The 12,972-nt window shown below is 50.4% G+C and carries 10 protein-coding genes; 5 read left to right on the forward strand and 5 right to left on the reverse strand.

Annotation, left to right across the window (positions count from 1 at the left end; genetic code table 11):
- The first annotated feature begins 264 nt into the window (after positions 1–264).
- The gene (glnE, locus tag AC1HDJ_RS04940) at positions 265–3,180 is read left to right on the forward strand and encodes a bifunctional [glutamate--ammonia ligase]-adenylyl-L-tyrosine phosphorylase/[glutamate--ammonia-ligase] adenylyltransferase (RefSeq protein ID WP_479537006.1); all 2,916 of its coding nucleotides are present in this window, start codon (positions 265–267) and stop codon (positions 3,178–3,180) included.
- A 135-nt stretch (positions 3,181–3,315) separates the two neighbouring features.
- On the opposite strand, the gene AC1HDJ_RS04945 is transcribed toward glnE, so the two are convergent.
- Positions 3,316–4,236, reverse strand: a complete 921-nt coding sequence (locus AC1HDJ_RS04945) for a Kdo(2)-lipid IV(A) acyltransferase (RefSeq protein ID WP_479533852.1) — start codon at positions 4,234–4,236, stop codon at positions 3,316–3,318.
- A 131-nt stretch (positions 4,237–4,367) separates the two neighbouring features.
- On the opposite strand from AC1HDJ_RS04945, the gene hldE reads away from it, so the two are divergent.
- Together hldE and yjeH are read left to right on the forward strand one after the other, a co-directional pair.
- Positions 4,368–5,798 carry a bifunctional D-glycero-beta-D-manno-heptose-7-phosphate kinase/D-glycero-beta-D-manno-heptose 1-phosphate adenylyltransferase HldE gene (gene hldE / locus AC1HDJ_RS04950; RefSeq protein WP_479533854.1) on the forward strand — a complete coding sequence of 477 codons (1,431 nt, stop codon included), beginning with the start codon at positions 4,368–4,370 and terminating at the stop codon, positions 5,796–5,798.
- A gap of 172 nt (positions 5,799–5,970) precedes the next feature.
- Complete coding sequence (gene yjeH / locus AC1HDJ_RS04955; protein WP_479533856.1) at positions 5,971–7,314, forward strand: L-methionine/branched-chain amino acid transporter; 1,344 nt, start codon at positions 5,971–5,973, stop codon at positions 7,312–7,314.
- On the opposite strand, the gene AC1HDJ_RS04960 is transcribed toward yjeH, so the two are convergent.
- Positions 7,291–8,181, reverse strand: coding sequence for a LysR family transcriptional regulator (locus AC1HDJ_RS04960; protein WP_479533858.1), 891 nt, complete (start codon positions 8,179–8,181; stop codon positions 7,291–7,293). The genes yjeH and AC1HDJ_RS04960 overlap by 24 nt on opposite strands.
- 289 nt (positions 8,182–8,470) lie before the next feature.
- Between AC1HDJ_RS04960 and AC1HDJ_RS04965 the strand changes: the two genes are divergently transcribed.
- Positions 8,471–9,199: a 1-acylglycerol-3-phosphate O-acyltransferase gene (locus AC1HDJ_RS04965; RefSeq protein ID WP_479537008.1), complete on the forward strand. Its 729-nt coding sequence runs from the start codon at positions 8,471–8,473 to the stop codon at positions 9,197–9,199.
- Positions 9,200–9,394: 195 nt separating this feature from the next.
- Positions 9,395–10,819: a cell division protein FtsP gene (gene ftsP / locus AC1HDJ_RS04970; RefSeq protein ID WP_479533860.1), complete on the forward strand. Its 1,425-nt coding sequence runs from the start codon at positions 9,395–9,397 to the stop codon at positions 10,817–10,819.
- An 85-nt stretch (positions 10,820–10,904) separates the two neighbouring features.
- Here the strand turns inward: ftsP and ridA are convergent, their stop codons facing one another.
- The 3 genes from ridA to pyrB all read right to left on the reverse strand — a co-directional run bounded on the left by ridA (position 10,905) and on the right by pyrB (position 12,951).
- Complete coding sequence (ridA, locus tag AC1HDJ_RS04975) at positions 10,905–11,294, reverse strand: 2-iminobutanoate/2-iminopropanoate deaminase (RefSeq protein WP_438623655.1); 390 nt, start codon at positions 11,292–11,294, stop codon at positions 10,905–10,907.
- Positions 11,295–11,402: 108 nt separating this feature from the next.
- Positions 11,403–11,867 carry an aspartate carbamoyltransferase regulatory subunit gene (gene pyrI, locus AC1HDJ_RS04980; RefSeq protein ID WP_479533862.1) on the reverse strand — a complete coding sequence of 155 codons (465 nt, stop codon included), beginning with the start codon at positions 11,865–11,867 and terminating at the stop codon, positions 11,403–11,405.
- 121 nt (positions 11,868–11,988) lie between these two features.
- Entirely contained in the window at positions 11,989–12,951 is a 963-nt protein-coding gene (gene pyrB / locus AC1HDJ_RS04985) for an aspartate carbamoyltransferase (RefSeq protein ID WP_479533864.1), read from the reverse strand.
- Positions 12,952–12,972: the final 21 nt, after the last annotated feature.

Raw genomic sequence — 12,972 nt, forward strand, 5'->3', positions numbered from 1 at the left:
ACTGTTTTTACCGGATTGGATGCCGCCATGACCCAGACTTCCTCTGTTCTGCCCGCCACTGTGCTGAGTAATTTCTCTGCCGCCAGTTATGCGGCTTGCGCGTTATTGCCCGAGCCACTGGTGTATGCCACACAACCGCTGTTGCAGCGCTTAGATCAATGCTTAAAACAGCGCCTAGAACGGGAATTGGAGCAGGGCTTAGCTCAGCAATCAGAACAGCAATGTTGCCATATTGCGGCTCTGGATCTTTTGTCTGCGCTGACAATGTTGTCGGCACCCACTTCTGCATCAACACTGATTTCATTGGTTCAGTTGTTAGCGCTTTCTGAATTTGCAGCGGAAACCCTGCTGATGCAGCCGGATCTGCTGGTTAGCTTGTGTAACGAACCGCCGGCTTATGGGCGTGAGCGGCAGTACGCAGTATTGTTGGATCAGGCGCTGGCCGGTGTGAATGATGAAGCCACATTTATGCGTGTATTGCGCCAGTTTCGGCGCGCTGAGCTGACACGTATCGCGTGGCTGCAAGTTGCGGCTCGAACGGCTGCAGATAGCGCGGTACTTCTGGTTGATAGTTCAGAATTAGCGGATCGCCGACCGTACGATAATGCGGCATTACATTCGTTGACCCAAAATAGCCTGACGCAGTTGAGTTTGCTGGCCGAAACCTTAATTGTTGGTGCGCGCGATTGGCTGTATCAGGCCGCGTGTCGTGAAATGGGCACGCCGTGTAATGCATTGGGTGAGCCGCAGCCCCTGTTGATTTTGGGAATGGGGAAACTGGGTGGTGGCGAGCTGAACTTTTCATCGGATATCGATCTGATTTTTGCTTACCCAGAAAACGGCGAAACGCAGGGTGGGCGGCGATCGCTAGCCAATGCCCAGTTCTTTACCCGTTTAGGGCAACGGCTGATTAAAGCGCTCGATCAACCCACGGCCGAGGGGTTTGTGTATCGGGTGGATATGCGGTTGCGCCCGTTTGGAGACAGCGGCCCGCTGGTAATGAGTTACGCGGCGCTGGAGGATTACTACCAAGAGCAGGGGCGCGATTGGGAGCGTTACGCGATGATCAAAGCGCGCCTAATGGGGGAAGATGGCAGCCGTTATGCACAGGAGTTGAAGCAGATGTTGCGGCCGTTTGTGTTCCGCCGTTATATCGATTTCAGTGTGATCCAGTCATTGCGTAACATGAAAAGTATGATCGCCCGTGAGGTTCGGCGGCGCGGTTTGGTGGATAACATCAAACTCGGGGCGGGCGGCATTCGTGAAATTGAGTTTATCGCACAGGTCTTTCAGCTGATCCGTGGTGGTCGAGAACCCGCTTTGCAGGGGCGATCGCTACTGCCCGCACTACAGGCCAGCGCTGATTTGGGGCTATTAACCTTGGAGGATGCGCAGCAGTTGCGTTGTGCATATCTGTATCTGCGTCGGCTAGAAAATCTGCTGCAGGCGATTCGTGATGAGCAGACCCAGACACTGCCAACTCAGGATTTACCGACACAGGAACTTGATCGTGCCCGTTTGGCATGGGCAATGCACCACGATAACTGGTCTGCATTGGAACAGACACTCAACCGGTATACCAATGCAGTACGGCTGATTTTCACCCAGCTCATTGGTGAGGAAGAGGAGGAAAACTGTACCTCTGATGAGCGTACCGCGAATGAGCATGAATCGCAGCATTACCTTGAGTTGTGGCTCGGTGAGCTGTGTGATCCTGAAACCCGCGCGCTACTTTGTGTTGCGGGTGTTGCGATAGAGCAGCAGGATAAAGTGCAGCGCACTGTGGCTGATTTTCGCCACGAAATGGATAAGCGAACGCTCGGCCCGCGCGGGCGTGAAGTGCTCAATCGCCTGATGCCTAGGCTGTTGGAGGCCGTGCTGACACATCCACAAGCTGCCGATCTATTACCGCGCATTATCCATCTGATGAGTAAAATCGCCACCCGTACCACCTACCTTGAACTGTTGGTTGAGCACCGCGCCGCGCTAGGGCATCTGATTACGCTCTGTGCAGCGTCTCCGCTGGTGGCTGAACAACTGGCTCAGTACCCAATTTTGCTTGATGAACTGCTAGACCCGAATACCTTGTACCAGCCACTCTCTTTGCAGCACTATCCTGATGAACTGCGTCAGTATTTACTGCGCGTACCCGAGGAGGATGAAGAGCAGCAGATGGAGGCACTGCGCCAGTTTAAACAGGCGCAGTTATTGCGAATTGCGGCCGCCGATATTGCGGGGGTACTGCCACTGATGAAAGTCAGTGATCATCTGACCTATCTGGCTGAAGCGATCATTGAAGCGGTGGTGCAGCAGGCATGGAGCCATGTTAGTGCCCGTTTTGGTGAACCGGAACATCTGCGCGAACGCGGAGGCCGTGGTTTTGCAGTGGTCGGTTACGGTAAGCTCGGTGGTTGGGAGCTCGGTTATGGCTCAGACCTTGATCTGGTGTTCCTGATTGATTGCCCGCCAGAGGCTGTCACTCAGGGCGCTAGGCAGATTGATGGCCGTCAGTTTTACCTGCGTCTGGTGCAACGGATTATGCATCTGTTTGGCACGCGTACCGGATCGGGGATCTTGTATGAGATTGATACCCGTTTACGCCCTTCCGGTGCGGCAGGGTTGCTGGTTAGCCCACTGAGTGCGTTTCATGCTTATCAGCAACAAGAGGCATGGACATGGGAGCATCAGGCGCTGACGCGCGCGCGCGTAGTGTATGGCGATCCGGCATTACGGGCTGGGTTTACCCAGATCCGACAGGATATTTTATGCCGTTCGCGTAACGAGGCAGCACTCCGACATGATGTGCTGACTATGCGGCATAAAATGCAAGATCACCTCTCTAACCGCGATCTAGCTTGGTTTGATTTGAAAGCCGATCCGGGTGGGATCACGGATATTGAGTTTATCGCTCAGTATTTGGTGCTTCGCTTTGCTGCAGAGCAGCCAGCCGTTACGCTATGGTCTGATAACGTGCGGATTTTTGAACAGTTAGCCCGTTATGGGCTGATGCCAACCGAAGAGGCGCGTGCGTTGACTGAATGCTATTGTCATTTGCGGGATGAAAATCACCGTTTAGCACTGTTACAGCAAGCTGGAAAAGTCAGCACTACTGAATTTGTTGCTGAACGGCAGCAGGTGTTGGCAAGTTGGAATACGTGGCTTGCTGAGCCTGAACAGTAGCATTTATCGCAGTAATCTATATCGATAGTAACTCGCTAGTTACTCGATAGAAACAATAAGGGCCTGATTATCAGGCCCTTATTGTTTCTGGCATGGTGACGCTGTGATGTACGGTTAACACCGATAACTCATGCGTTACGAATACAGTGAAGGCTCACCGTCTGGCCGCGTTTTAAAACGGCGGTGTAGCCACATATATTGGCCCGGTGCGCGTAAAATTTCCTGTTCAACTACCTGATTCATAAAGGCGGCGGCGGCCAGCTCATCTTCCATGGGGAAGCCTTGTGCTGGAGGCTGAACCAGCAGGCGATAACCGCTGTTATCTTGATTACGAATTGGGGCAAACGCAATAATCAGCGGGTTGGCCGCTTTCATTAAAATACTGGTGCCAGTGGTGGTGGCCGCTTTTTCTACCGCAAACAGCGGTGCAAAGACACTGCGGCGCGGGCCGTAATCGTGGTCGGGGGCATACCACATGAGTTCACCTTGCCGTAGAGCCCGAATCATCCCTTTGACATCTTTACGGTCGATCATAAATTTATTTGAGCGCAATCGGCCCCAAGTTTGCAGCCAATCGAGCAGTGCGTTGTTATTGGCGCGATATACCCCAACACCGGGAGTATACGTCCCTAAAATACGGCCACCGAGTTCGAGCGTCAGGAAATGAACGCCAATCAGCAGTACTCCGCGTTTTTGGGCTTGTGCTGCATGAATATGCTCTAATCCCTCCACCTGAAAGACATGCCTTATTCGCCAGTCAGGCCAGAACCATGCCATACCGGTTTCCATGATCGCCATGCCAGTTGACGCGAAATTTTCGCGTAAAATTTGCTGGCGAGCTTCATGGCTCATCTCTGGAAAACAGAGTTCCAGATTACGTTCAGCAATTTTTACCCGACGTTTTCCAACGCGCATATACAGACGGCCAAGGGCGAACCCGAGTTTTCGGATCACTGAATAAGGGAGCAGAGTAACCAGAAATAGGGCGCTGATCCCCAGCCACGTTAACCAATAACGTGGATGAAAAAATGCGGAGCGAAATTGAGTTTGAACCATGATGCACTTCATAATAAATAACGCAGACAGTTTAGTTTACCCTCATCTGTCGCGCCTTGCATGTCTGTTATTTACCCTTGTGGTACACTCAGGCATCATTTGATTATTTTTTGCTGTCTGTGGAGCAAAGCATGAATGTGATGTTGCCTGATTACTCTCGCGCCGGTGTCTTAGTCGTAGGGGATATCATGTTAGATCGCTACTGGCATGGGCCAACCAGCCGTATTTCGCCGGAAGCGCCCGTTCCTGTGGTTAAAGTTGAGCAAATTGAAGAGCGCCCAGGTGGCGCGGCTAACGTGGCGATGAACATTGCAGCGTTGGGTGCTCAGTCACGCTTAGTGGGCTTAACCGGTGTTGATGATGCGGCGATCGCGCTGTCACAGGCTTTGAACGTAGTGAAAGTTGACTGCGATTTTGTGGCCGTGCCAACCCATCCGACCATCACTAAGTTGCGTATTTTATCGCGTAATCAGCAGTTGTTGCGGTTAGATTTCGAAGAGGGTTTTGAGGATATCGATCCTCAGCCGCTGTTTGATCGCATAGCTGCCGCGTTGCCAAATATTGGAGCGCTAGTGCTGTCTGATTATGCTAAAGGGGCGCTCAGTTCTGTACAGCCGATGATTCAACTGGCGCGTGCAGCGGGTGTTCCGGTGTTGATTGATCCAAAAGGCAGTGATTTTGAGCGCTACCGTGGTGCAACGTTGCTGACACCGAACTTGTCAGAGTTTGAAGCTGTGGCCGGCCGTTGTAAGTCAGAGCAGGATATTGTTGATCGCGGCATGGAACTGCTGCGCCGCTTTGAACTGGATGCTCTGCTGGTTACGCGATCAGAAAATGGGATGACGCTGCTGCGTGAAGGGCATGTGCCATTACATTTGCCAACGCTGGCCCAAGAGGTGTTTGATGTGACCGGTGCCGGTGATACCGTCATTGGCACGTTGGCTGCCAGCCTTGCGGCTGGAAAATCGCTGGCGGAGGCCTGTTTTCTGGCTAACGCTGCTGCCGGTGTGGTGGTGGGTAAATTGGGTACATCAACCTTATCACCGCTGGAGCTGGAAAATGCCATCCGAGGGCGTACTGACAGCGGTTTTGGTGTGATGACCGAACAGAACCTGAAAGCGGTGATGACACAGGCGCGTCGTCGTGGTGAGCGAGTGGTGATGACCAACGGCTGCTTTGATATTTTGCATGCCGGCCATGTTTCATATCTGGAGAATGCCCGTAAGCTCGGCGATCGGCTGATTGTCGCGGTCAATACTGATGCTTCGGTGCAGCGTTTGAAAGGCGAAAGCCGCCCAGTGAACCCATTGTCGCAGCGCATGGCTGTGCTTGCTGGCTTGGGTGCAGTTGATTGGGTTGTGCCGTTTGATGAAGACACGCCGCAGCGTTTAATTGCCTCAGTATTGCCTGATTTGCTGGTGAAAGGTGGTGATTATCTGCCTGAGCAAATTGCCGGAGGTGCGGAAGTTATTGCCGCTGGTGGTGAAGTAAAAGTGTTGAATTTTGAAGATGGTTGTTCAACCAGTAACATTATTGCGGCAATCCGTAGTGGGCGCGGATAAGGGTGACGAGCCGATTGATGTAGGCGGGTTTGTACTAATACGCTAAGTGCGCTAAACCTGTTGTATCGGTAAATGAGCCATATTTGCCAGATTATTTTTTCTGCAATCACTCAGATCCCATCAGGCTTCCCTTTATGGGGGCCTCTTTCTTGTGCACAAGGATGTGCCATCTATGTCTATTTTTTCGCGTTTTTTTGCATCCAAATCCTCTAAATTGTCATCACCGTTAGCAATAAAATCGGCAATCAACATAAAAAATACCTCTGGATTAAAACAAGATCTTGGGTTGCTGCAAGGTATCGGCTTGCTGGCCACTTCTCTGCTGGGTACCGGTATTTTTGCTGTTCCAGCTTTAGCGGTAGCGTTGGCCGGTTCGGGAACACTCTGGTTATGGCCGTTGCTGATTATGTTGGTTTTTCCTATAGCAATTGGCTTTGCTGCCTTGGGGCGTACATACCCGCATGCTGGGGGTACGGTACATTTTGTTGAACTCGCTTTTGGCCTTCGCTTGGCTCGGGCAACCGGCTGGCTGTTTTTGTCGGTAATTCCCGTTGGATTACCCGCCGCGCTGCACATTGCCGCTGGATTTTGGATCGCTGCATTTGGATTTAGCCCTGTGCAAGCACTGGGTATTCAATTACTGACTCTGCTGTTGGTGCTCGGGTTGGGGCTACGCAGTGCTGGTTCGTCGGCCAATGTTCAAACGTTGATCGCGCTACTTGTCGTCGCCGTGGTGGTATTAATTGGCTACTACGGTCAGGTCTGGCAGGTGCAGGTGATCCCCTCATGGCCAGCACCGAAGCCCTTAACGGCGGCACTGGCGGTGATGTTCTGGTGTTTTGTCGGGATTGAAGCGTTTGCCCATTTAGGCTCTGAATTTCGTCAGCCAGCCCGTGATTTTCCGCGCGCACTGCTCGGAGGCTTACTGTTGGCGGGCAGTGTGTACTGGGTTTGTACACTGGCAGTTTTGCATTTTCAGGCGTACGGCCCAGCAATCGAGCCGTCTGCGTCTATCCCATCAATTGTGGGTGGTTTGTTTGGGAACACCGCGCAGCAGGTGGCTTGTTTGATCGGGTATCTGGCCTGTTTTGCCAGCATTAATATTTATCTACAAAGTTTTGCCCGTTTAGTTTGGTCACAAGCGCACCAGTATGCGCCACATAGCCGTATCGCACAGCTTTCTGTTCGCCAAACCCCGGTTTGTGCGTTGCTATGGGTTGTGAGTATTTGCGCGTTATGTACGGTGATTATTTATGGGCTGACCATCTCATTGTCGAGTCTGATTACCTACGCCAACGCTATTTTTGTACTGATTTATCTGCTGGCAATGCTGGCTGGTGTGGTGTTATTGCGTGGTACAGCGCGGGTTATGTCACTGATCGGCGCATTGCTGTGTGGTGTGTTATTACTGTGGGTGATTGGCGCACAGAGCAGCTATGCGCTGTTACTGCTGCTGCTCTGCTATCTTGTTGCTGGAGTGTTGGCTCGTCAGTCAACACAGGCAGGGCATAAGTAACGTTGAGATCAGCGCCTGTACCTGTGCATGGTGCTCATTATCGCGGGCGTGATAGATCCAGATAGGCTGACTGTCATCGGCATCGGCCAGCTTACGCCAAACCAGTGCGTTGTCTGGCAGCAGCTGCATAGCGGTAGCCGGCAGAACCGAGATCCCTAAATGGGCATTAATGGCGGTCAATATTGCGGTGATCTGGCTCAGTGTCGCCGAGATTTTTAGCGGTAAATCCTGCTGACGAGCCATATGTAACAGCGTAGTTTGGGTGATGTGTGGTTCTGGCAACAAAATCAGGTTTTGATCCAACAACTGATTAAAATAGATCTGCGGCTGGCTAGCCAGATAGTGATTTTTGGGTACAACCACCATCAACTGATCATCACAAAATGGTTGTTTTTCAATCTGATTGGCCAGTAACGGCACTGAATGACCAATCACCATGTCTAGCTTGTGTAAGCTGAGTAGATCGAGCATCTCGGCAATTGGTGCTTCGGTGATGGTAATAGAGAGCTTAGGCTGTTGCAGGGCATAGCGCAGCAGGTTATTGATTACCGGTTCAACCGACTGCACCACGCCGATATGCAAGTGCTGCTGGGTTTCGCCTTTGTAATCATTGACGCAGTGGTTGAGCGAATCAACTTCATGCAAAATACGCTTTACGTGCGGATAGATGTGGTCGGCAAATTCAGTCGGCAGCATATAGGTTTGCCGCCGTTCAAATAATGGCTGGTTGTAGTGCTGTTCCAAACTCATCATCTGCTGTGATAACTCAAGCGGTGAAATAAACGCTTTACTGGCTGCTTGCGTTATATTCTGCTCTTGATAGAGCGCACTAAAATAGTGCAAAAGCGTTAAATCAGTTAGCCGCATTATCTTCCCTTATCGCTTTTTTTGGATATCACTGCCCGCATCGCCATGCTGTATACCACATATCACAGCGTATATTTAAGTGTAAGAGTGTAATCAGATATGAAACTGACTGTCGGTATTGTTGCTTATATCGTCGGTAATGTGGCTTGTATAACAGGGGGGATACCCCTGAAATCGGCTAGAAGGCTGATGTTTTTTTATGCGAGGATTCCGAGAAACTGATCAGTTCCGCGGTGAGTTTTTTTCCGAACTGAGTATACTAGCCCACAGCTGTAAACCAGAGGTGATTATGCTTGTTGTTTTCCGTACCCTTATTGTTGTGCTGTATGCACTGTTAGTGTCTATCGGCGGTAGCCTGTATTGTCTGTTTAGCCCGCGCAATCCGCGCCATGTTTATACCTTCGGCCGTTTATTCAGTAAACTCGATCGTATTTTGGGTTTACGTGTTGAGCGTCGTTTTGCCCAGAACTCTGATCAATTCGGTAACTGTATTTATATCGCCAACCATCAGAATAATTACGATATGGTCACCGTATCAGGCATGGTAATGCCGCGGACTGTGACTGTCGGTAAAAAAAGCCTTTTGTGGATACCGTTTTTTGGCCAATTATACTGGTTAACCGGCAATATTTTAATTGATCGGAACAACCGCTCAAAAGCGCACGACACTATCGCGCAAATTGTGGAAAAAATAAAAAATCGCAATATTTCGGTGTGGATGTTTCCTGAAGGCACACGCAGCCGTGGGCGCGGATTAATGCCGTTTAAAACCGGTGCGTTTCATGCAGCAATTGCTGCCGGTGTGCCGGTAGTATTAATCTGTGCGTCAGAGCAGCATAATAAAGTCAGATTAAATCGCTGGAATAATGGCGAGGTGATTGTTGAAATGTTGCCGCCGATTGATACAACAGGTTATAGCCGTGAGAATGTGCGTGAATTAGCCGAGCACTGCCATCAATTAATGGCAGATAAAATTGCTCAGTTGAATGCGGAAGTGGCTGCGCGTCAATCACATTAATTTATTTTCAATGTGCATACATTTTGGGCTTATATCCCGCTTACCTGACGTTATGATCCGGTATAAATGCCTGTAGACTTACAGGATCTTTCATTTATCCATCAGGGCATGATCACAATATTGATACCACGATATTGATCATATCCTGATGGGTGATGTGACCACGCAATACTGTTTTTAGATTCGGAGAGAGAGATGTCTGTCAGCCGTCGACGTTTTTTGCAGCTTACGGGGGCTACCTTATGTGCAGGCGCTGCCTATCCGGCATTCAAAGTACAAGCCGAGTCAGACGTGAGTAGCCAAAAGCTGCCTATTCCACCGTTGCTGGAGTATCGTCACGGGCGGCCACTGTTTTTGACGCTGCAATCAACACAGTGGGCGTTTAACGGTGCAATGGCGTCTTCGGTATGGGGCATCAATGGCCGCTATCTGGGGCCAACAGTGCGAGTCCGCCGTGGTGATAACGTTAAGATGATTTACAGCAATCGGTTGGATGAAGCCGTTTCCATGTGCGTACAGGGTTTGCGTGTTCCGGGTATTCTTGATGGCGGAAACGCATGGCTGATGGCACCGAAAAAAGAGTGGGCACCGATTCTGCCGATTCGACAGGTAGCATCAACCTGTTGGTATCATGCTGATACACAAGGCAAGATGGCTTCACAAGTCTACCGTGGTTTGGCCGGTCTGTGGCTAGTTGATGACGATCATACCCGTGATCTGCGTCTGCCCAAGCACTATGGCGTGGATGATCTGCCGTTGATCCTGCAAGACAAACGCTTTAATGCTTTTGGCGAGCCCAAATATGAGCCAGATGAGAGCGGATTTCTGGGCAATATTTTGCTGGTTAATGGCGTGCAGTCACCGTTTATGGAAGTGTCGCGTGGTTGGGTGCGCTTGCGGTTGCTTAACGCGGCCAATGCACGCCGACTGACCTTACAACTGAGTGATGGCCGCCCGATGCAGATCATTGCCGGTGATGCCGGATTGCTGCCCGTACCGGTTACAGTCACACAGTTTACCCTTGCGCCGGGCGAGCGTCGGGAAGTGTTGGTTGATTTAACCAGTGGTGATGAAGTCTCTTTAACGGCGGGTGAAACGGCGACGATCATCGAGCGTTTTAAAGGTTTTTTTGAAGACTCCTCGACACTGGTCTCTTCGTTGGTGTTGACGCTAAAACCAGAAGGGTTACTGCCGCTGATGACCGACAAGTTGCCAGAAACGCTGCCGTCAGATGATTTTGGCCTGACCAATATCGAGCGTACTCGCACCCTGCGTCTTGGCGATGCGAGAAACCCAGGCATCAATGGCGCGCTTTGGGATGCCAATCGGGTTGATATTACTACCCGTGTGGGGGCGGTCGAGCGTTGGATGGTGAGTACAGTCACTCCGCAACCTTTTACGCTGCACGGTGCGGCATTTAGGGTGCAATCGGTGGGCGGTTTGCCGCCAAAAGCCGAGGATATGGGCTGGAAAGATACGGTGTGGGTCGAAAATGAGGTGGAATTGATTGTACGCTTTGATCAGCCTTCCACTGCAAAAACGCCATTCCGTTACCACAGCGGTATTCTTGAACTGGCCGATGCCGGTTGCATGGGGCAGTTGGTGGTCAGTGAAGGGTAAGTGTCCGGTTTTTCAGTGATTATTCGATAAAAAAACGCCACACAGCCGGTTTCGGTAAGGTAATGTGTGGCGTTTTTATATTTAATTAGCTGCGACGCAGAGCAATCGCTTCGATTTCAATTTTTACATCTTTTGGCAGACGCGCCACTTCAACACATGAGCGAGCTGGGAATGTCGCATTGTGTTCAACAAAGAAGGCTTCATAGACTGCATTGACAGTTGCAAAGTCATTCAGATCTTTGACAAAAACAGTCATTTTCACAATATCAGCAACGCGCAGGCTGCCAGCCTCAACGATAGCGCGCACATTTTCTAATGATTGGCGAGCTTGTGCAGCGATATCATCAGGGATCTCGCCGGTGGCTGGGTTCACTGGGATCTGGCCAGAGGTCAGGATCATGCTGCCCAGATCAACGCCTTGCACATAAGGACCAATGGCGGCAGGGGCTTTTTCCGTATTGATAATGTGGCTCATCTGTTTTCCTTTTTAATCATACCAACGAGAATTTGCCTGCAAGTATAGAGGCTGTTGCGTGTGAAACCCAGCCTCCAGTGTAACAGCCTGTATGTTACTGGTTGAACATTAAGATTGTTCGGTGACGACATCACTGGCGAACACTTTCTCGCAATATTTGCATTTTAATAGGATGTTTCCCTGCTGTTTGCGCACACTAAAACCGGAGTTAATCGGCTCACTGTGGCTGATACAATTGCTGTTTGGGCAACTGAGAACCCGCTCAATGAACTCTGGCAGCGTCGGTTTTAATTTACGCACCACCTGATAATTCTCTATCTGATTGACGCTGGCATCTGGCGCGTAGATCGCTAACTGATTGGCCTGATCTTCGGTCAGGAAAATATTCTCAATTTTGATCAGATCTTTTTGGCCGAGTGCCGCAGAGGGCAGATTTAAACCCACGGTGATCCGCTGGTGGGTTTGAGAGAACTTAAACAAACTTAAGATCTTTATACCAATTTGGGCGGGAATATGATCGATGACTGTGCCGTTTTTAATAGCTTCAACTTGTAATTTATTTTCGCGATCCATAATCATCTGCTCCTTGTCTTCACAATTTGTTGCCGTGCGTGCGTGCGTGCGTGCGTTCGTACGTGTATGTATGTTTTGTGTGCCGATAAACCGTTATCTGGTTAGTCTGCTTGATAAGGGATTATGCCGACTCAGCACTTTCCGCGACGACTGGCGAAAGCTCGGCATTGAGCACCAGCGCTAATAGAGCTTGTCGGGCATACACACCGTTATCGGCTTGCTGGAAGTAGTAGGCATGCGGCGTAGCATCAACATCAACGGTAATTTCATCAATACGCGGCAGCGGATGCAGAATCTTCATATTGCTTTTGGCATCGTGCAGTTCGGTGGCGGTGAGCACAAATTGTGATTTTAAATTGGCATATTCTGATGGATCAAAACGCTCTTTTTGTACTCGCGTCATGTACAGAATATCAATAAACGGCATCACCTCTTCAATGCTTGGGTGCACGCTGTAGGCAATTCCCTGAGCGTCAAGCTCTTCGAGGATATAATCAGGCATCGCCAGAGCATCAGGCGCGATAAAGTAGAAGCGGTTGGCGTTGAATTTTGCCAGAGCCTGCGTGAGCGAGTGTACGGTGCGGCCATATTTTAGATCGCCCACCATTGCGATACTGATGTTATCCAAACGCCCTTGTGTTTCACGGATGGTAAATAAATCCAGCAATGTCTGGCTTGGGTGCTGGTTTGCGCCATCACCGGCGTTGAATACCGGAATACCGTTGGAAAATTCAGAGGCTAAACGCGCCGCCCCCTCTTGCGGGTGCCGCATTACAATGGCATCGACATAGTTACTGATCACGCGAATCGAGTCGGATAAGCTTTCACCTTTTTTACCCAGTGAGGTGTTGTTGCTGTCAGAGAACCCGATCACATCGCCGCCAAGACGCTGGATTGCCGTTTCAAATGATAGGCGGGTACGGGTTGAGGCTTCAAAAAAGCAACTGGCAATCACTTTACGCTTGAGCAGTTCAGGCTGTGGGTTGGCCTTCAACTGCGCGGCGGTATCCACCACTAATTCCAACTCTTCCCGCGTAAATTCAGGAATGGATATGATGTGTTTGCGATAAAGCGGGTTAGCCATGGTGCGATCCTCTGCATCCGG

This window comes from Plesiomonas sp. ISS29 (assembly GCF_056522795.1).

Coding starts and splice junctions, on each gene's coding strand:
- AC1HDJ_RS04945 (WP_479533852.1), bottom strand. CDS start 4,236: ATGGTTCAAACTCAATTTCGCTCCGCATTTTTTCATCCACGTTATTGG.
- AC1HDJ_RS04960 (WP_479533858.1), bottom strand. CDS start 8,181: ATGCGGCTAACTGATTTAACGCTTTTGCACTATTTTAGTGCGCTCTAT.
- glnE (WP_479537006.1), top strand. CDS start 265: ATGTTGTCGGCACCCACTTCTGCATCAACACTGATTTCATTGGTTCAG.
- yjeH (WP_479533856.1), top strand. CDS start 5,971: ATGTCTATTTTTTCGCGTTTTTTTGCATCCAAATCCTCTAAATTGTCA.
- ridA (WP_438623655.1), bottom strand. CDS start 11,294: ATGAGCCACATTATCAATACGGAAAAAGCCCCTGCCGCCATTGGTCCT.
- AC1HDJ_RS04965 (WP_479537008.1), top strand. CDS start 8,471: ATGCTTGTTGTTTTCCGTACCCTTATTGTTGTGCTGTATGCACTGTTA.
- pyrB (WP_479533864.1), bottom strand. CDS start 12,951: ATGGCTAACCCGCTTTATCGCAAACACATCATATCCATTCCTGAATTT.
- ftsP (WP_479533860.1), top strand. CDS start 9,395: ATGTCTGTCAGCCGTCGACGTTTTTTGCAGCTTACGGGGGCTACCTTA.
- pyrI (WP_479533862.1), bottom strand. CDS start 11,867: ATGGATCGCGAAAATAAATTACAAGTTGAAGCTATTAAAAACGGCACA.
- hldE (WP_479533854.1), top strand. CDS start 4,368: ATGAATGTGATGTTGCCTGATTACTCTCGCGCCGGTGTCTTAGTCGTA.